Genomic DNA, 18,162 nt, shown 5'->3' with positions numbered 1-18,162 from the left:
TGGAACCGTTGAACAGGGGGCTGAATCATGGTGCACAGCGTTTCAAACGTTCCATTCGCGCCCGAAAAACCCACCCCGGCGCCCCCGTTGTGGAACAGTCGGCGGCGGAACGTTCCGGTTCCCCGACCGCGCGGCCTTGCCCGCCGTCCGGGCCGCGCGCGCCCAGGGCGGCCCCGATGGAACCGTTGAACAGGGGGCTGAATCATGGTGCACAGCGTTTCAAACGTTCCATCCGCGCCCCAAAAGCCCGCCCCGGCGCCCCCGTTGTGGAACAGTCGGCGTCGGGGGGCCGGTTTTGGCCGGGCGGCGCCGGGCTTGGCCCGCCGCGCCCGTGCCGACGGCGCTTTCCCGCCGTCAAAACACCCAGTCCGTCAGTCCCGTGAGCGATTGCGAGAAGCAACCTCTTCACACAATTGGGTTTACGCCTGCTGAAATCGCCTCTCTTCCATGACGAAGGAAATCGCTTGCTGGCGACGATTGGAAGGATTACGAATGATTGAAAATAACGGCTTGAGGAAATTAACAGTCTAAATCAAAGTTATTTGATTTTCCGCCTGCATACCATCGAATGACTCAATGAGTTATTCTGTATGTAAATGGAATACTTACAAATCATCACGTTTAGTCACTAAACAAGCAGGCGCGATGGCGCGTTGCTTTCAAAAAACATGCGTTTGAACTCTCTTGACCAATGGGGTGTCGGGAATGACTTTCCAAAATGACGTCAACGCCTATGATTGGATCAATCGCCACAAGGGCGTCATTCCGCCCATCATGGGGCGGCAATTCGGGCGCGTCCCGGATGAGCTGGCCGATGTCATTTCCGGTTTGAGCGGCTATGGGGTGTCGCGCGGCGTTCTGCGCGACTTTCTGGGGAAACTGCCGCCGACCGGCCCCACGGGGGACCGGCCCGCGCGCCGGGAGTGGGGGATCGAATGGTCGATCATCGGCCTGTCCGCCGCGCTCGATTGCCACATCCTTGGCTACAAGGGCGAAAAGAAGGGCGAATACATTCACCAGGTGATCCCGGTTCCGGGCCGCGAGGACAGCCGCAGCAACGAAGGCGCCAATCTGTTTGAAGCGCACATGGAAGCGCCGCATCTGCCCGATCCGCCCGATCTGGTCATGCTGGTCTGCCTGAAGAACACGGAGCGGGGGCCGACCACGCTCTGGCCGATGGAGGTGCTGCTCAGCGAGTTGGACGAGCGGGAACTGGACGTCGCCTTCCAGCCCCGTTTCCTCGTCGAAATGGGCGAAAGCTGGGGGGTGCGCTCCTGGTTCGAGCATTCCATTCTGGAGCGCAACGACTATGGCGCGCTGAAGCTCCGCCTCGACCTGACCTCGATGAAGGGCAAGGACGAGGAGGCGCAGCGGATCCTCGACAAGCTGTTCGCCTTCTGCGTCACCCCGGACGGCGTGCTGCGGAACTGCGTCAGCGTCGTCCTGGAACCCGGCGACGTGATGCTGTTCGACAACCGCAAGAACTGCCATGGCCGCGCGCCGATACCGCATGTCGGCCTTGACGCGGGCGACCGCCGATGGTTGCAGCGCGTCTATCTGCGCCGTCGGTTTCCGGTCTGACGTGGGGAGCGTTCGGTGATGTCGATCGATGTCGAATTCACGAAGATGCACGGCCTCGGCAATGATTTCATCCTGGTCGAGGAGACGGCGCTGAACGGGGTGGATCCGGTTCGGCTCGCCCGGTTGGCGTGCCACCGCCACACCGGGGTGGGCGCCGACGGTCTGCTGCTGGTTGGCGAACCCGACGCCGACGGCGCGGTCGGGATGCGGATCTTCAACCCCGACGGAAGCGAGTCCGGCATGTGCGGCAACGGCGTCCGTTGTTTCGCCCGCTATGTCTATGATCGCGCCATCCAGCGGCGGACCACCCTGGCGGTGCGGGTCCGCGCCGGTTTGATGGAGGTCACGGTCGCGCTGGACGGCGAAACCGTGTCGGGCCTGCGCATCGACATGGGGCGGCCCTGCTTCGACGCCGCCCAAATTCCGGTGCGGGACGGCGTGGATCCCATGGCGCTTCAGGTCGATGGCGGGCGCGGGGCCGGGGCCTTGCCGTTCCACGCGGTCGGCCTCGGCGTGCCGCACGCGGTGACGTTTGTGGACGGCCTCGACGATGCGCAGGTCCGTGGCGTCGGCCCGCAGGTTGAACGCGACCCTCTGTTTCCAGACGGGGTGAACGTCAATTTCGCGCAGGTGCTGTCGCGCGACCGGCTGCGCGTGCGCACCTGGGAACGCGGCGCGGGGGCCACGCTGGCCTGCGGCAGCGGCGCCTGCGCGGCGGCGGTGATCGCGCAGCGGCAGGGACTGGCGGACCCGCGCGTCACGGTCGAGCTGGCGCTGGGCGCGTTGACGATCGAACGGGGGGCGGACGGGCGCGTCTTCATGACCGGGCCAGCGGACTATGTCTGCGCCGGCCGCTTCCGCGCGCAGTGAAAGGGCCATAGCCATGCTCGCGCACTGCCCCTCCGAACTGATCCAGGGCGGGTGTTTCCTGTCCCTGCGGTCCATCGCCCCCCACGTCGCCGTCAACCTGAAGCTTGAGGGTTTTTCGGTCACGGGATCCATCAAGGTCAAACCCGCCGCCCACATGATCCGTCGGCTGGAAGTCGGCGGTCGGCTTGGGCCGGGCGCGCGGCTGATCGAAAGCTCGTCCGGCAATCTCGGTCTGGCGCTCAGCATGATCTGCGCGGCGAAGGGCTATTCCTTCACCTGCGTCAGCGACCCGAACATCTCGCCGCTCACGGCCCGCGCCATCCGGGCCTATGGCGCCGAACTGATCGTGGTGCGCGACCGGGACGCCAGCGGCGGCTATCTCGGCACCCGCATCGACCTGATCAAGGCGATGCTGGAACGGGACGAGCGGCTGGTCTGGATCAATCAGTATGAGAACACGGAAAATCCGGGGGCGCATTACCTGACCACCGGGCCGGAGCTGCTGGACCGCTTTCCCAAGCCCGACTACGTGTTCATTGGCGCCGGAACCACCGGGACGCTCGGCGGCGTCTCGGCCGCCCTGAGGGAAAAATCCCCGACGACGCGGATCGTGGCCGTCGATTCGGTGGGATCGGTGACGTTTGGCCGACCGGCCGGCAAGCGCCACATTCCGGGGCTGGGGACCAGCCGCGAACCGCCGATCAGCCGGATGTCGAGCTTCGACGACCTGCTGAGCGTTCCGGAAGCCGACGCCATCGCCATGTGCCGCCGTCTGGCCCGCGAAGGGCTGCTGCTGGGCGGCTCGTCCGGAACGGTGCTGGCGGGGGTGAAGGCTTACGCTCCGTCGATCCCGCCGGGGGCCTGCGTCGTCGCCATCTCCCCCGATCTCGGGGAGAGGTATCTGGACACCATATACAACGACGACTGGGTCCGCGCCCATTTCCCGAACCTTCTGCCGACCGCCGCGACGGAACCAGCGGCCTGCGGCCTTTTGCGAGAACCGGCATGACCTCCTCTCCCACCTTCCACATCGTTTCGGGCCGGGTCATCGCCGACCTGCTGGCGACCGGCCATGACGACGTCGTGGCCGTGGTCCGCGACGCCTACCGGATGCATGGCCGTCGCCAGACCAACAACCCGGACAGCTATTTCCTGCGCTTCGACGACAAGCCCAACGCGCGCATCATCGCGCTTCCGGCGGCGATCGGCGGCGAGGCTCCGGTGTCCGGCATCAAATGGATCGCCAGCTATCCCGACAACATCCGGGTCAATCTTCAGCGCGCCTCGGCGACCCTGGTGCTGAACGATTACGAAACCGGCTATCCCATCGCCTGTCTGGAAGCGTCGCAGATCAGCGCCGCCCGGACGGCGGCCTCGGCGGTTCTGGCCGCCGACCTGCTGGGCGGCGGACGGCGGGGCGGGCGGTTGGCGGTGATCGGCGCCGGCGTCATCGCCCGGACCATCGTCGATTACTTCCGCGCTTGCGGGTGGAGCTTCGGATCCGTCGCCGTGCATGATCTGAACCGTGCGGACGCCGCCAGGCTGTGCGACGTCGCCGCGCCCCTGGCGGAAGAACGCTCGGTCGAAACCTCGCTGGGCGACGCGGTCAAGGGGGCGTCGCATGTGGTGTTCGCCACCACCGCCGCCACGCCCCACGTCGACGATCCCGGGCTTCTCCACGCCGGCCAGGTGATCTTGAACGTGTCGTTGCGCGATCTGGCCCCCGAGCTGCTGTTGCCGGCCTTCAACGTCTTCGACGATGTCGAGCATTGCATGAAGGCGGCGACATCCCCGCATCTGGCGGAGCAACTGACCGGCGGGCGCGATTTCGTGGCGGGCGCATTGGCCGACGTGATCGCCGGGGATCTGGTTCCCGACCGGAGCAAGCCAATCATCTTCTCGCCCTTCGGGCTGGGCGTGCTCGACATCGCGGTGGGGCGGCATCTGCTCCGCCGCGCGATCGACCGGGGCGACGCCCATCCCATCGGTGATTTCTTCCCCGACACCGCGCGCTGGTGAGCGGCCCGCCTTGGTCGCGCCGCCCCGTTTCCGTTCGCCGTCCTTTCAAACAGGAACCGCAACCGTGATCTACGAAAACCTTCTCGCGACGGTGGGCGACACGCCCGTCATCCGGATCGCCGCGCTGTCGCAATCTCCGGACTGGAGCATTTTCGCCAAGCTGGAGTTCTTCAATCCCGGTCGCAGCGTCAAGGACCGCATCGCCCTGAACATCATCGAGCGGGCGGAGGAGCGGGGCGAGTTGGCGCGCGAACCGCTGATTATCGAATCCTCGTCGGGCAACACCGGCATCGGCCTCAGCATCGCCTGCCGGGTGAAGGGCTACCGCAACATCGTCGTCGTCGATCAGAACTGCCCGATTGAAAAGCTGAAGATCCTCCAGGCGCTGGGCGCCACCATCCTGATGGTCCGCAGCAATCACGACAAGGGGGCCGACCTGACGCAGTCGCGCATCCGTCTGATCGACGAGCTGCGCCGCCGGATCGACGGCGTCTTCGTCCCGAACCAGTATGAAAATCCGGACGCGCCCGACGCCCATTACCGTGGCACCGGCGAGGAGATCGTCGCGTGGATCGAAACGCATGGCCTGCGGCTCGACGCCGTGCTGGTCAGCGTCGGAACCGGGGGCACCATCACCGGGGTGTCGCGGCGGATCAAGGCTTACGATCCGAGCATCCGCGTCATTGGCGTCGAACCTGTCGGATCGACGCTGTTCGGCGGCGTCAAGGGGCCCTATCTGCAACAGGGACCGGGAAACTACTTCATTCCGAAAAATCTCGACCGAACCCATGTCGACGACGCGGTGAAGGTCGGCGACCGCGACGCCTTCTCCATGTGTCGGCGCATGGCGCAGAAGGAGGGTTTGCTGCTCGGCGGTTCGTCCGGCGCCGTTCTGCACGCGGCGCGCCATCAGTTGGAAGAACGGCGCGGGAACATCTTGTGCGTGCTTCCCGACAGCGGCGAGAAATATCTTGATACTATATACTCTGATATGTGGCTGGCGGAAAACGGCATTGAACTGGATTCCAATCTGGTGAATTCTGTCCATGTCGTCGATATGGACAATGGAATTGACTATGAATCCATCGCCAGTTTGATCACTTGACCATATGGCGAAGACATTTGCTGAATACGTGGACATTATTGACTGTGACGGGCAATAGGCCGATCCAAGTGTGACGCGTCGGCGTTGACCGATCTCCATTCCAGCACGCATAAGGTTTTTGATGAATACGTCCGTAGCGAAGAAACTTTTATACGCCGAGAATTTCCTGATCACTTTTTCGGTCGGGATCTTTCTGACGCTGCCGACCTATCTGCAACAACAGGGGCGGACGGAAGTCTTCTTCGGACAGATCTTCGCGGTGGGCGCCGTCGGCGCGCTCACCTGCGTCGTCGCCGTGCACTGGCTGTTGCGCCGCTTCGGGCTGAATCGGGTGGCTCCCTTGGGCAGCCTGGCCTTTGGTCTGGGCAGCCTGGTCTATGCCCTCGCGGCGTACCGTTTCAGCGACGTCGACGCGATGTTCTACGCCGCCTCGCTGCTCCAGGGCGTCGGTTGGGGCTTGTTCCTGCCGATCGGCCCGATCTGCATCTCCTCCATGGTTCCGGTCAAGGAACGGCCCCGATTCTTCGCCGTCTACGGCGCGTTCAACACGCTGGGCATCGGCGTCGCGCCGATCATCAGCAACCTGAGCATGGCTTACCTGAAGGTGGGCTTTTTCGACCTGTTCGTGCTGGCCTGCCTGACCAATCTCGGCGGCTATCTGTGTTCCCGGACGGCGGCGCGGGGGAACGAATCCTACGCGGTGGTGAGCCGGGAGGTTTCGGTCGACGCCGGCAGAAACGCCGTCCTGCGCGTCTTCGCGCTGCCCAGCGTCTATTTCTTCGCCATGATGATGCTGTGCGGCTGCATCTATACGAGCATGACGAATTTCCAGACCAGCTTCGCCGAAGCGATGAAGCTCGACTACAAGCTGTTCTTCCTGTTCTTCACCCTTTCGATCATCCTGGCGCGTTTTTCCCTGGGAAAGATGATTTCCGACGTGCCGCCGCGCCGTTCCATTCCGGTTCTTGTGGTGGTCATGCTGGCGGCGATGGCCTCGCTCTATGGGGTCGGGCTGTCGGCCGCCTTCTATGCGGCGTCCGCGATCCTGTTCGGTCTCAGCTATGGTCTGATCGTCCCGCTGATCCAGGCCCAGGCGACCGCCCACGCGCCGGACGCGTTGCGCTCGCAGGTGCTAATCACGGTCAGCATGTCCTACCTGCTGGCCCGTTATCTGTTCCCCTATTTCGCCGCGCTGGCGATCCAGCCCTTCGGCTATGGCGGGTTGCTGTTCATGCTGGTTCTGTGCGCGGGCGCCAACGTCGCGCTGGCCAGCTATTTCTTCCTCCGCCGCGCCGTCCCTTGCGCCGCCTGACGGGGCGCGCCGCCCGGACCCAGCGCCTTGCCATCCAACACCTTCATCAAGGGACGACGACATGCCCAAGCATGTTCTGTTCATCGATTCCAACCTGCCGGGATTTGAGACGATCCGGCGCGCCAAGGCGCGCGGCTGGCATGTCTCCTTCATCCGGTCGAAATACCGCCTGTATTCCGAGACGGAAGCGATCCGAAAGGTCGTTTACGACACCGACACCGTCATCACCATCGAGGATCCCACCGACATCGACGAGATGCGCCACGCCTTTCAGAGCGTGACGCGTCACCGCCCCGTCGATGGGGTCATCACGCAGTTGGAGATCTGCGTGGACGTCGTCGCGCAGATCTGTGGCGAACTGGGCCTTCCCTTCACCGACGCGCAGGCCGTCAAGCAGGCCCGCGACAAGGCCAAGGCCCGGGAGATCATCCAGCGGGCCGGATTGCGTTCGGCCCGCTTCCGCGTGGCGCGCACGCCGCAGGAAGCTGGCGCGGCGGCGCGGGATTTCGGCGTGCCGGTGATCGTCAAGCCGCAGGTCGGCTACGACAGCCTGTTCGCCTGTCCGGCTTACACGCCGGAGGAAGCTGAGGCGGCGGCGGTGCGCCTGCTGGACGGCATCGACGCGGTCCCGGCGCAGATCCGTCCGCAACTGCGCCGTGGCATCCTGATCGAGGAATTGCTGCAAGGACCGTTGGTTTCGGCGGAGATCGGCGTGGCGCGCGGGCAGTTTCACCGTTTCATGGTCTCCGGTCGCACCCGCGCGGTGGAGAACGAGTGCATTGAGCTGGGCGCCATCATGCCGGCCGACTTGGCCGTTGCGGAGCGGGAGCGCTGTTTCGACTATGCCGAAGACGTGGCGCGGGCTCTTGGGCTTGATCTCGGCATTCTGCACATCGAGCTGATCGTCACGAAGGACGGCCCCTCCCTGGTCGAGGTGAACCCGCGCCTGATGGGGGGCGTGATGCCCGGCCTTTACAACAACCTGACCGGCGACGACATCTTCGAGCATCTGCTGGACATCCATCTGGGCCTCGATATGGCCCCTCCGGCCTGGACGGGGAGCGGCTTCATCTCGTCGCGCAAGATCATGGTCGGCGCCAACGGGCGGCTTGCGGATCGGTTCAACCTGGATTGGGTGAAGGACATTCCAAACCTGATCCATTTCGACCCCTACATCCTGCGACCGGGCGAACAGGTGAAGCGCCTCGACATCCTGGCGCGTTACCAGATCCGTGGCGACGATTTGCAGGAGGCCGACGCGACCGCAGCCGGACTGTTGGACCGCTTTGAAGCCGAGTTGGGCGTCACGCTGATACGCTGAAAGGGGGCGCGCCCAGGGCGACTCCGGCGCAACGGGTCGCGTGGCGCAAGGTTCGTCAAGGACGCTCCCCCTTCGGTTGAGCAGGTTTTCCGAATTCCGCCCAGGCATGGGCGTGCTCGGAAAACCGGCTTGGGATCAATAGGCGCCCTGGACAAGGTTGCTGGGACGCCCGGCGACGAAGTTCTCGATGTTGTCGATCAACTGGTCGGCCAGGGTCTGTTGCGCCTCGTCCGACGCCCAGGCGACGTGGGGCGTCAGGATCACGTTGGGCCGTCCGGCGATCCGCATCAGCGGGCTGTCGGGCGCGGGCGGCTCCGCCTCCGTCACGTCGAAACCGACGCCGGAGATCAACCCCTCGTCCAACGCCGTGACCAAATCCTCTTCCACCACCAGACCGCCGCGCGCGGTGTTGACGATCACGGGGCGGCGGGCCATGCGGCGGAACTCCGGCAGACCGATCATCCCACGGGTGTCCGGGGTCAAGGGGCTGTGCAGGGTCAGCACGTCGCTGGTCTCCAGCACTTCATCCCACGGGGTGTAGAGCGGGCCGAGGCCGCTTTTGCCCTTATGGGCGGCGAACAGCGGGATCATGCCGAAGGCCCGCGCGATTTCCGCCACCCGCTGGCCCAACACGCCTTCGCCGATGACGCCCAGCCGCGCTCCGCGCAGATCGCGGATCGGGTGGTTGAAAAAGCAGAACTGCCCGGCCTTCCGCCACTCCCCGGCCAGCACGTCCTGACGGTAGCCGATGAGGCTGCGGCGCAAGGCCAGGATAAGGGCGAAGCTGTGCTCCGGCACCGTGCTGACGGCGTAGCCCCGGATGTTGCTGACGGCGACGCCGTGGCGGCTGCAATAATCCTTGTCCACGCAATCGGTCCCGGTGGCGGCGACCGCGATCAGTTTCAGGTCGGGCAGACGGGCCAGGATGTCGGCGGTCAGCGCCACCTTGTTGACGATGGCGACGCTGGCCCCGGCCAACCGCTCCACCACCTGCTCCGGCGCGGTTTGGGCGTGTTCGATCAACTCATGGGGGAAGTCGGGGCGGCGCAGGCGGATCTGCGGGGCGACGGTGGCGCGGTCGAGAAAGACGATCTTCTGCATGGCGGCGCAAAGTCCTTGAAAGGCGAAGGGGGCGGTCACAGCAGGCGGCGCGCGAGCGCCGCGACCGCTGCGGCGGTGATGCCGAATTTTTCATAAAGCGCGTCGGCGGGACCGGACGCGCCGAAGCCGTCCATCCCGACGAAGCCGCCGCGCTCGCCCAAATAGCGGTCCCAGCCAAAGCGCGCCGCCGCCTCCACCGCCACCCGCGCCGCGCCGCGCCCCAGAACGGCGGCGCGATAGCCGTCGTCCTGCTGCTCGAACAGCTCCCAACAGGGCATGGAGACGACGGCGGTCGGCACGCCGTCGGCCTGGAGCCGGTCGCGGGCGTCAAGCGCGAGGGCGACCTCCGACCCGGTGGCCAGCAGGGTGACGCGGCGTTCGCCGCCGTCGGCCTCGGCCAGCACATAGGCCCCCCGGCGGCTCAGATTCTCCGCGACATGGGTCCGGCGGACGGGCGGCAGGATCTGGCGGGCGAAGATCAGGGACGACGGGCCGTCGCGCCGGTCCATGGCGATCTCCCAGCATTCGGCGGCCTCCACCGCGTCGGCGGGGCGCAGGGTCAGCATGTTGGGCATGGCGCGGAGCGAGGCGAGGATCTCCACCGGCTGGTGGGTCGGGCCGTTCTTGCCGATGGCGATGGAATCGTGGCTGAAGACGAATTTGACCGGCAGCCCCATCAGGGCCGCCATCCGCATCGCCGGGCGTTCGTAATCGGAAAAGGCCAGATAGGTGACGGCCAGCGGGTTGACCCCGCCATGGGCGGCCATGCCGTTGGCCATCGACCCCATGACATGCTCGCGCACGCCGCAATGGACGTAGGAGCCGGATTGATCCCGCGCGGTGAAGGCGGCCAGCGTCCGCTTGTGGTTGGTCGGGGCCTCCAGATCGGCGCAGCTCACCAGGGTTTCCGGCATGGCGGCGCACAGCAGGGCGGCGATGTCGCCGGAGGTCTGGATCGCCGGTTGGGCCAACCCCTCGTCCGCCGCCCGCCGCTTGAAGGCGTCGAGCGCCGTCCGCCAACCCTCGGCCAAACCACCGGCCAGAACGCGGGCGACCTCGGCCCGGCGGGCGTCGGGAAGCGCGGCGATCCGCCCCTCCCAGGCCAACCGCGCGCCGCGTCCGGCCTCGCCGGTCCGCCGCCAATTGGCCAACAGGTCGGCGGGAATGTCGAAGGGCGCGTGCGGCCAGTTCAGCCGGGCGCGCATGGCGTCGGCGTCCTCCTTGAACAGGCGGGCGCTGTGGCCGCCCCGCTGGCCTTCCAACCGGGGAAGGCCACGGGCGATGATGGTGCGGCAGGCGATCATCGACGGGCGCGGGTCGGTCTTGGCGGCGGCGATGGCGGCGGACACCGCCGCGATGTCGTGGCCGTCCACCTCCTGAACATGCCAACCGGCGACGCGGAACCGCGCGGCCACATCCTCGCTGATCGACAGCTCGGTCGATCCGTCGTCGGTGATGCGGTTGTCGTCCCAAAAGAAGGTCAGCTTGCCCAGCCGCAGATGACCGGCCAAGGCGACAGCCTCCTGCCCGACGCCCTCTTGCAGGCAGCCGTCGCCGACGAAGGCCCAGGTGCGGTGATCGGCGACCTCCGCCCCGTAACGGGCGTTCAACCACGCCTCGGCCACCGCCATGCCCAGCGCGTTGGCGATGCCCTGTCCCAACGGGCCGGTCGTCGCCTCGATCCCCGCCGCCGGGTCATATTCCGGGTGCCCGGCGCAGTGGGATCCCAATTCGCGGAAGCTTTTCACCTCATCCAGCGTGATTTTCTCGTAGCCGCTCAGGTGAAGCAGCGCGTAGAGCAGCATCGAACCGTGGCCGTTCGACAGCACCACCCGGTCGCGGTCGGGCCAGGTCGGATTGGCGGGGTCGAATTTCAAATGATGGGCGTAGAGCGCCGTGGCGATTTCCGCCATGCCGAGCGGCACGCCCTGGTGCCCTTCGGTCGCCCGTTCGATGGCGTCAACCGCCAGAAAACGGATGGCGTCGGCCATGGTCTGAAGCGCGTGCGCCGGAATGGCGGTGGACACGGCGCTGGAGGCTGCGGTGGACATGGGACGTGGATCTCCCGTTCGCCCCCGCCGCGACGGGCGGGGGCGTGGTGCGGATGGACGCGTGCGTTGAGTAGGGTCGGCGAAGAAACGGGTCAGCCGAGAAAGCCGATGGAAATCCACGGCACGGCGGCGACCACGATCAACCCGGCGATCAGCGCCAGGATGTAGCCGATGATCGGCCTCATCCCCTCGTCCGGGTGGATGCGGCTGATGGCGCAAGCGGCGTAATAGCCGACGCCGAAGGGCGGCGCGAACAGGCCGACGCCCATGGAAAGGATGACCACCATGGCGTAATGCACGTCATGGATGCCCATCTGGCGGGCGATGGGGAACAGCAGCGGCCCGAACAGCACGATGGCGGGGATGCCCTCCAACACGCTGCCCAAAATGATGAAGGCGACGATCGACACCGCCATGAACATCGCCGCCCCGCCCGGCAGCGTCGCCATCGCTCCGGCGAGCTGTCCCGAAAAGCCCGATTGGGTCAGCGCCCAGGCCATGCCGGTGGCGGCCCCGATGATGAGCAGGATCGCGCCCGACAGCGACGCGGTTTCCACCAGCATCGGCCCCAACCGGCCCCAGTTGAAACGGCGGTAGATCAACAGACCGGCCAGCACCGAATAGACGATGCCGATGGTCGACACCTCCGTCGCGGTCGCCACCCCTTCCACCACGGCGGCGCGGATGACGAAGGGCAAGGCCAAGGCCGGAAGCGCGATCAGGAACTTGCGGCCAATCTCCGATCCGGTCGCCCGGCGGACGCCGGACAGATCCTCGTTGCGGTAGCGCCACCACACCACGGCGCACAGCGTGATCGCCAACACCACGCCGGGCAGCATGCCGCCGGTGAACAGCGCGGAAATCGACACCCCGGTGACGGATCCCAAGGTTATCAAAACCAAGCTTGGCGGGATGGTTTCGGTCTGCGCCCCGGTGGCCGACAACAGCGCCACCAGATCGCCCGGCTTGGCCCCGCGCGCCTTCATCTCCGGGAACAGCACCGGGGCGACCGCCGCCATGTCGGCGGCCTTGGACCCGGAAATGCCGGACACCAGATACATCGCCCCGACCAGCACATAGGACAGCCCGCCCCGGACATGGCCCAACAGGCTGGCGAGAAAGGCGACCATGGCGGCGGCCATGCCGGTCATTTCGATCAACAGGCCCAGAAAGACGAACAGCGGCACCGACAGCAGGATCAGGTGCGACATGCCCTCGTCCATCCGCCCGACCATCACCAACAGCGGCGTGTTGGTCGTCAAGGCGAGGTAGCCGAAGGTGGCCAACCCGAAGGCGAAAGCGATGGGAACGCCCGCCAACACCCCGGCGGCGACCAGACCGACGAAGAACACCAGCAGATTGAGGTTGCCCAGGCTGCGGAACAACGGCTCCATCAGCAGGAAGACCCCGGCGACGCCGACGACCAACGCCAAGGCGCCCACCGTCTTCCGCCAATCGGCGACCCGTATTAACCGCAGCGCCGCGACGGCCAGCATCAGCCAACAGCCGACCGGCAGCGCCGCCGCCCGCCAGGAGTTGGGCAGGTCAAGCGCCGGGGTGGTGATGAAGGCCTCCTCCTCGGCGAATTCCAGCGCCGGACCAGCGATCATCGCCAGGAAGAGCAGGGGCGCCGCCACCGCCACCACGTCGAGAAAGGCGCGCATGGCGGGGGAGGCCATGCCGACCAGGGCGGTCATCCGCATGTGCTCGCCCCGGCGGAAGGCGACCACCGCCCCCAGCATCGCCAACCACAGGAACAGGATGGAGGCCAGCTCGTCCGACCACACGATGGGCCGGTGCATCACGTAACGGCTGACCACCCCGGCCATCAGAACCACAATTTCCGCGACCACCAGCAAGGCGGCGGGGATTTCGATCAAGGGACCAAGGACGCCGTCCAGAACGGCGACCCAGCGGGGCGGCGGGGCGGCGTCCCCGCCGCCCCCCGCGTGAGAATGTTGGGCGGCGGCCATGGGATCAAGCCAGCTTTCCGACCGACTTTTCCAGAACCGACCAGGCTTCTTCGCCGTATTTGGCCTTCCAATCGCCGTAGAAGCTGGTCTTGCGCAGGTTGGCGCGGAAGGCTTCGGCGTCGGCCTCGATGAAGGTGATGCCCTTGGTCGTCAGATCCTGGCGCAGCGAGTTGCTGAGCCGGGCGATGTCGGCGCGCTGTTCAAAGGCGGAGCGGTCAAACTCGCGCTCGACGATGGCGCGCAGATCGGCGGGCAGCCGTTCCCAAGCGCGACGGTTGCCGAGGATCCAATAGCCGTCCCAGACATGGCCGGTCAGGCTGATGGATTTCTGAACCTCGTAGATCTTGGCGGTGGCGATGATGGCCAGCGGATTTTCCTGCCCCTCGACCACCTTGGTCTGAAGCGCCGAATACAGTTCGTTGAAATTGATCGGCGCGGGACCGGCTTCCAGCGACTTGAACAGGGAGGTCAGCATCGGGGCCGGCGGCACCCGGATCTTGAAGCCCTTCAGATCGTCCGGCGTGCGGATTTCGCGGGTGGAGGAGGAGATGTGACGGAACCCGTTGTCCCAAACGCGCGACAGGGTGACGAGACCGGCCTTGCCGATCTGGCCCCGGATGAAGGCGCCGAGGTCGCCGTCCATCGCCTTCCACACGGAATCATAATTGGCGAAGGCGAAGCCGGTGTTCACCATGCCCGCCGTCGGCACCAGCGTCGCCAGGATCGAGGAGGACAGGTTGAAGAACTCCACGCCGCCGCTGCGCACCTGCGACAACAAATCGGTGTCGGATCCCAATTGGTTGGCCGGGAACAGACCGATGTCCAACCGCCCGTTGGTCGCCTCGCGGATGCGGTCCAGCGCTTCCTTGGCGCGGGTGTTGACCGGGTGGGTCGGATCCTGGCCGGTCGCCAGCTTGTAGGAGAATTCGGCGGCGTTGGCCGGACGGCTCAGAATTCCACACAGCGGAACCGCCGCCGACAGGGCCGCGCCCGAAGCCAGAAAGGACCGGCGCGTGACGCCCGCTTGACGGTTGGTGATTTTGGACATTCTTTCCTCCCAAGATTGCAGATGCGCGCGTCCGTTTTCAGAGGCGCGTTCGATAGGGGACGCCCGACGTTCAGATCCGGTCGCCGGGCAAGCGACCGTTCAACAGGTGATAGGATCGGATGACCTGACTGTCGTCCGCCGATCCGTCGCCACGACCCGACGTGGCGAGAAACATCTGATGGGCGACGGCGGCCAGCGGCAACGCGGCGTGGCTGTCCCGCCCGGCTTCCAGCACGATGCTCAGATCCTTGACGAAGATGTCCACGGCGCTTGTGACGGGCGGATCGTCCTGAACCATGCGCGGCCCCCGATCCTTCAGCATCCAGCTTGACGCCGCCGAGCCGCCCAGCACGTCGAGCAGGATGTCCGGCGCGACGCCGACCTTGGCGGCCAGCGACAGGGCTTCCGCCGCGACCGCGATGTGCACGCCGCACAGAAGTTGGTTGATCGTCTTGACCATCGCCCCCTGTCCCGGACGCTCGCCCGCCTGGACGATCTTGCCGCCCACCGCGTCGAGCAGCGGGCGGACCGCCGCCAGCGTCTCGGCCGACCCGGCCGCCATGATGGTCAAGGAGGCGGCGACGGCCCCGACCAAGCCGCCCGACACCGGGGCGTCGAGGAAGCCCCGTCCCGCCCCGGTCACGCGGGCCGCCAACGCTTCCACCGCTGCGGGCGGGCAGGTGGACATCAACACGACCACGCCCCCCGGCGGCAGCGCCGCCAGCCCGCCCGCGTCGAACAACGCGGATTCGGCCTGCGCGGCGTTGACCACCATCAGGACCAGCGCGTCGGCGTCCCGGGCGGCCTCCGCCACGCTGGCGGCGACGACGCCGCCCGCCTCGGCCAGGGCCGCGCCCGCCGCCGGGCGCAGATCGAAGCCGCGCACCGCGAAGCCTGCGGCCAGCAGGTTTTTCGCCATCGGCAGGCCCATGGACCCAAGCCCGATGAAACCGACCGCCCGCCCCGACCGGATCGCCATGATCGTGTTCCTTCCGTGTCTGTGGCCGCTCAACCGTGGATGAGCATGCCGCCGTTGACGTCGATCACCGCGCCGGTGATGTAGGACGACAGGTCCGAGGACAGGAAGAGGAAAGCCCCGGCCACGTCCTTGGGATCGCCCAGACGGTTCAGCGGAATGCCCGCCAGAATTTCCGTGGTCTTTTCCGGGCTGATTTTCCCCGCGTTGATGTCGGTCTGGATCAGGCCGGGGGTGACGCAGTTGACGCGGATGCCGTCGATGCCGAATTCGCGCGCCATCGCCTTGGCCAGACCCAGCACGCCCGCCTTGGCCGCCGAATAATGCGGACCGCCCAGAATGCCGCCGCCGCGCTGCGCCGACACCGACGACATGCAGGCGATGGAACCGCCGCCGCGCTTTTGCAGGTGCGGCAGCGCCGCTTGCGACAGATAGAGGACGCCGCGCAGGTTCACGTCCAGGATGCGGTCCCAGCTCGCCGGGTCGATGTCCAGCGTCTTGACCGGCTGGGTGACGCCCGCGTTGTTGATGAGGATGTCGATCCCGCCGAATTCCGCCACCACGCGGCCAACGGCGGCCACGCAGGAGTCCTTGTCGGTGACGTTGCAGGCGTAGCCGCGATGGCCCTCGCCCAGTTGGGCGGCGGCCTCCGAGGCGGCGGTCTCGTCAAGGTCGAGGATGGCGACCTTGGCCCCCTGGGCGGCGAACATGCGGGCGGTGGCCATGCCGATGCCGCGCAGGGAGGCGGCGCCGGAGATGACGGCGATCTTGCCGTCGAGCAGAAGCGATTGGGTCACGGAAAGCACCTTTCGTTGAAACGGACGGGTCTGGCGGCTCAGCCGAGCCAGCCCTTGATGGACGCGGCCATGGCGTTGGCCGAAATGCCGTAGCGGTCGTGCAGGGTCGGCAGGGCGCCCGCGTCGAGAAACTCGTCGGGCAGGCCGATTTGACGGAAGGGCGGGTGCACCCCGGCGCGCAGCAGGGCGCCGGCCACCGCCTCGCCAAGGCCGCCGATCACGGTGTGGTTTTCGGCCACCACGACCAGACGGCCCGACCGTCCCGCTTCGCGCAGGATGGTGGCGGTGTCGAGCGGCTTGATGGTGGGGACGTGCAGCACAGCCACATCGACCTTGTCGCGCTCCAGCATCGTCGCCACCTCCAGCGCCCGCATCGTCATGATGCCGGAGGACACGACGAGCACATCGGCCCCGTCGCGCAGCAGCTTGGCCTTGCCCAACTCGAAACTGTAATCATACTCGTCGAGCACCAGCGGGACGTTGCCGCGCAGCAGGCGCATGTAGACCGGGCCGTTGTGGGCGGCGATGGCGGGAACCGCCTGTTCGATCTCGTGCGCGTCGCAGGGGTCGATGACCATCAGGTTCGGCATGGCGCGGAACAGCGCCAGATCTTCCGCCGCCTGATGGCTGGGGCCGTAGCCGGAGGTCAGGCCCGGCAGGGCGCAGACGATTTTGACGTTCCGGTTTTCCTCCGCGATGGTCTGATGGACGAAGTCATAGGCCCGGCGGGAGGCGAAAACGGCGTAGGTGGTGACGAAGGGGGTGAAGCCTTCGTGCGCCATGCCCGACGCCGCGCCCATCAGAAGCTGTTCGGCCATCCCCATCTGATAAAAGCGGTCGGGGTAGGCTTTGGCGAAGATGTGCAGGTCGGTGTATTTGGCCAGATCGGCGGTCAGCCCGACGATGTCCTCGCGGGTCTTGCCCAGCTCGACCAGCGCGTTGCCGAAGGGGGCGGCCTTGGTCCGTTGCCCGTCCGCCGCGATCGAGGCGATCATCGCCGAGGTCTTCAGCTTGGGCTTGGCCCCCGTGGAGGGGGCAGGGGTGGGGCGGCTCATGCGGTCCTCCCGGCGTCCAGCACGTCGAGGGCGAGCTGCCATTCGTGCGCGTCCACGCGGATGAAATGGTTCTTTTCGCGGGCTTCGAGGAAGGGCACGCCCTTGCCCATCTTGGTGTCGCACACGATCATGCGCGGCTTGGGATCCGGGCAGGCCTTGGCGGCGTCAAAGGCGGCGACCACCGCGTCCAGATCGTTGCCGTCCACCCGTTGAACGAACCAGCCGAAGGCCGCCAGCTTGTCGGTCAGCGGCTCGAACGCCATCACTTGGGAAGACGGGCCGTCGGCCTGCTGGTTGTTGACGTCCACGATGGCGATCAGATTGTCGAGCTTCCAATGGGCCGCCGACAGGATCGCTTCCCAGACGGACCCTTCGTCCAACTCGCCGTCGGAGAACAGGGTGTAGACGCGGGCGTCGGACCCCTTGCGCTTCAACCCCAGGCAGCGGCCAACCGCCAGCGACAGCCCCAGCCCCAGCGAGCCGCCCGACATCTCCATGCCCGGCGTGTAGCTGGCCATGCCCGACATCGGCAGGCGGCTGTCGTCGCTGCCGTAGGTCTCCAACTCCTCCTGCGGGATGATTCCGGCTTCGAGAAGCACGGCGTAGAGCGCGATGGCGTAATGGCCGTTGGACAGCATGAAGCGGTCGCGGCCCTCCCAATCCGGCTCGGCCGGGCGGTGGCGCATGGCGTGAAAGTAGGAGACGGCCAGCACGTCGGCGATGTCGAGCGCCTGCCCGATGTAGCCCTGGCCCTGCACCTCGCCCATCAGAAGGGCGTTGCGGCGGATGCGGTAGGCCCGCTCCGCCAGATGGGTGTTGTGCCCGATTGCGGTTGTGGTCACGCGGTTCTCCATGGTCCGGCGCCCTGGTCAGGCACGGCGCGGATGCGGACGAAACTTTGATGGAACGATGGTCGGACGGATCATCCGAACCACGATGTGTCCACAGTATTT

15 protein-coding genes are annotated in these 18,162 nt (G+C 66.4%); 7 read left to right on the top strand and 8 right to left on the bottom strand.

The window, feature by feature from the left end:
* The first annotated feature begins 705 nt into the window (after positions 1-705).
* The 7 genes from ACODS4_RS23945 to ACODS4_RS23915 all read left to right on the top strand — a co-directional run bounded on the left by ACODS4_RS23945 (position 706) and on the right by ACODS4_RS23915 (position 8,208).
* Entirely contained in the window at positions 706-1,581 is an 876-nt protein-coding gene (locus ACODS4_RS23945) for a TauD/TfdA family dioxygenase (protein ID WP_488868184.1), read from the top strand.
* A gap of 18 nt (positions 1,582-1,599) precedes the next feature.
* Entirely contained in the window at positions 1,600-2,451 is an 852-nt protein-coding gene (gene dapF / locus ACODS4_RS23940) for a diaminopimelate epimerase (protein ID WP_488868183.1), read from the top strand.
* Between the two features lie 13 nt (positions 2,452-2,464).
* Positions 2,465-3,460, top strand: coding sequence for a 2,3-diaminopropionate biosynthesis protein SbnA (gene sbnA / locus ACODS4_RS23935; protein ID WP_488868182.1), 996 nt, complete (start codon positions 2,465-2,467; stop codon positions 3,458-3,460).
* Positions 3,457-4,470 carry a 2,3-diaminopropionate biosynthesis protein SbnB gene (gene sbnB, locus ACODS4_RS23930; RefSeq protein WP_488868181.1) on the top strand — a complete coding sequence of 338 codons (1,014 nt, stop codon included), beginning with the start codon at positions 3,457-3,459 and terminating at the stop codon, positions 4,468-4,470. Before sbnA ends, sbnB begins: the two co-directional genes overlap by 4 nt.
* Positions 4,471-4,534: 64 nt before the next feature.
* Positions 4,535-5,575: a PLP-dependent cysteine synthase family protein gene (locus ACODS4_RS23925; RefSeq protein WP_488868180.1), complete on the top strand. Its 1,041-nt coding sequence runs from the start codon at positions 4,535-4,537 to the stop codon at positions 5,573-5,575.
* 121 nt (positions 5,576-5,696) lie between these two features.
* A complete protein-coding gene (locus tag ACODS4_RS23920; RefSeq protein WP_488868179.1) occupies positions 5,697-6,887 on the top strand; it encodes an MFS transporter in 1,191 nt (396 codons plus the stop codon).
* Positions 6,888-6,948: 61 nt separating this feature from the next.
* A complete protein-coding gene (locus ACODS4_RS23915; RefSeq protein WP_488868178.1) occupies positions 6,949-8,208 on the top strand; it encodes an ATP-grasp domain-containing protein in 1,260 nt (419 codons plus the stop codon).
* 135 nt (positions 8,209-8,343) lie between these two features.
* Here the strand turns inward: ACODS4_RS23915 and ACODS4_RS23910 are convergent, their stop codons facing one another.
* The 8 genes from ACODS4_RS23910 to ACODS4_RS23875 form a co-directional block, all read right to left on the bottom strand.
* Complete coding sequence (locus tag ACODS4_RS23910) at positions 8,344-9,309, bottom strand: D-2-hydroxyacid dehydrogenase (protein ID WP_488868177.1); 966 nt, start codon at positions 9,307-9,309, stop codon at positions 8,344-8,346.
* A 35-nt stretch (positions 9,310-9,344) separates the two neighbouring features.
* On the bottom strand, positions 9,345-11,360 hold the full coding sequence (gene tkt / locus ACODS4_RS23905) for a transketolase (protein ID WP_488868176.1): 2,016 nt from the start codon (positions 11,358-11,360) through the stop codon (positions 9,345-9,347).
* Positions 11,361-11,452: 92 nt separating this feature from the next.
* Positions 11,453-13,333, bottom strand: a complete 1,881-nt coding sequence (locus ACODS4_RS23900) for a TRAP transporter large permease (protein ID WP_488868175.1) — start codon at positions 13,331-13,333, stop codon at positions 11,453-11,455.
* A 4-nt stretch (positions 13,334-13,337) separates the two neighbouring features.
* Entirely contained in the window at positions 13,338-14,381 is a 1,044-nt protein-coding gene (locus ACODS4_RS23895; protein ID WP_488868174.1) for a TRAP transporter substrate-binding protein, read from the bottom strand.
* A gap of 70 nt (positions 14,382-14,451) precedes the next feature.
* Positions 14,452-15,393: an NAD(P)-dependent oxidoreductase gene (locus tag ACODS4_RS23890; RefSeq protein ID WP_488868173.1), complete on the bottom strand. Its 942-nt coding sequence runs from the start codon at positions 15,391-15,393 to the stop codon at positions 14,452-14,454.
* Complete coding sequence (locus ACODS4_RS23885) at positions 15,390-16,154, bottom strand: SDR family NAD(P)-dependent oxidoreductase (RefSeq protein WP_488868172.1); 765 nt, start codon at positions 16,152-16,154, stop codon at positions 15,390-15,392. The genes ACODS4_RS23890 and ACODS4_RS23885 overlap by 4 nt, the downstream gene beginning before the upstream one ends.
* 38 nt (positions 16,155-16,192) lie before the next feature.
* Complete coding sequence (locus ACODS4_RS23880) at positions 16,193-17,209, bottom strand: transketolase family protein (protein WP_488868171.1); 1,017 nt, start codon at positions 17,207-17,209, stop codon at positions 16,193-16,195.
* Positions 17,206-18,051, bottom strand: a complete 846-nt coding sequence (locus ACODS4_RS23875; protein WP_488868170.1) for a transketolase — start codon at positions 18,049-18,051, stop codon at positions 17,206-17,208. Before ACODS4_RS23875 ends, ACODS4_RS23880 begins: the two co-directional genes overlap by 4 nt.
* Positions 18,052-18,162: the final 111 nt, after the last annotated feature.

The sequence above is a fragment of the Azospirillum sp. FG154 genome (assembly GCF_057809575.1).
The sequence above is the reverse complement of the archived record's forward strand: the minus strand, read 5'-3'. Positions and strand labels throughout refer to the sequence as shown.

Bases quoted from the DNA above. Each gene is read 5' to 3' on its own strand.
- ACODS4_RS23945 (WP_488868184.1), top strand. From the start codon at position 706: ATGACTTTCCAAAATGACGTCAACGCCTATGATTGGATCAATCGCCAC.
- dapF (WP_488868183.1), top strand. From the start codon at position 1,600: ATGTCGATCGATGTCGAATTCACGAAGATGCACGGCCTCGGCAATGAT.
- sbnA (WP_488868182.1), top strand. From the start codon at position 2,465: ATGCTCGCGCACTGCCCCTCCGAACTGATCCAGGGCGGGTGTTTCCTG.
- sbnB (WP_488868181.1), top strand. From the start codon at position 3,457: ATGACCTCCTCTCCCACCTTCCACATCGTTTCGGGCCGGGTCATCGCC.
- ACODS4_RS23920 (WP_488868179.1), top strand. From the start codon at position 5,697: ATGAATACGTCCGTAGCGAAGAAACTTTTATACGCCGAGAATTTCCTG.
- ACODS4_RS23915 (WP_488868178.1), top strand. From the start codon at position 6,949: ATGCCCAAGCATGTTCTGTTCATCGATTCCAACCTGCCGGGATTTGAG.
- ACODS4_RS23910 (WP_488868177.1), bottom strand. From the start codon at position 9,309: ATGCAGAAGATCGTCTTTCTCGACCGCGCCACCGTCGCCCCGCAGATC.
- tkt (WP_488868176.1), bottom strand. From the start codon at position 11,360: ATGTCCACCGCAGCCTCCAGCGCCGTGTCCACCGCCATTCCGGCGCAC.
- ACODS4_RS23900 (WP_488868175.1), bottom strand. From the start codon at position 13,333: ATGGCCGCCGCCCAACATTCTCACGCGGGGGGCGGCGGGGACGCCGCC.
- ACODS4_RS23895 (WP_488868174.1), bottom strand. From the start codon at position 14,381: ATGTCCAAAATCACCAACCGTCAAGCGGGCGTCACGCGCCGGTCCTTT.
- ACODS4_RS23880 (WP_488868171.1), bottom strand. From the start codon at position 17,209: ATGAGCCGCCCCACCCCTGCCCCCTCCACGGGGGCCAAGCCCAAGCTG.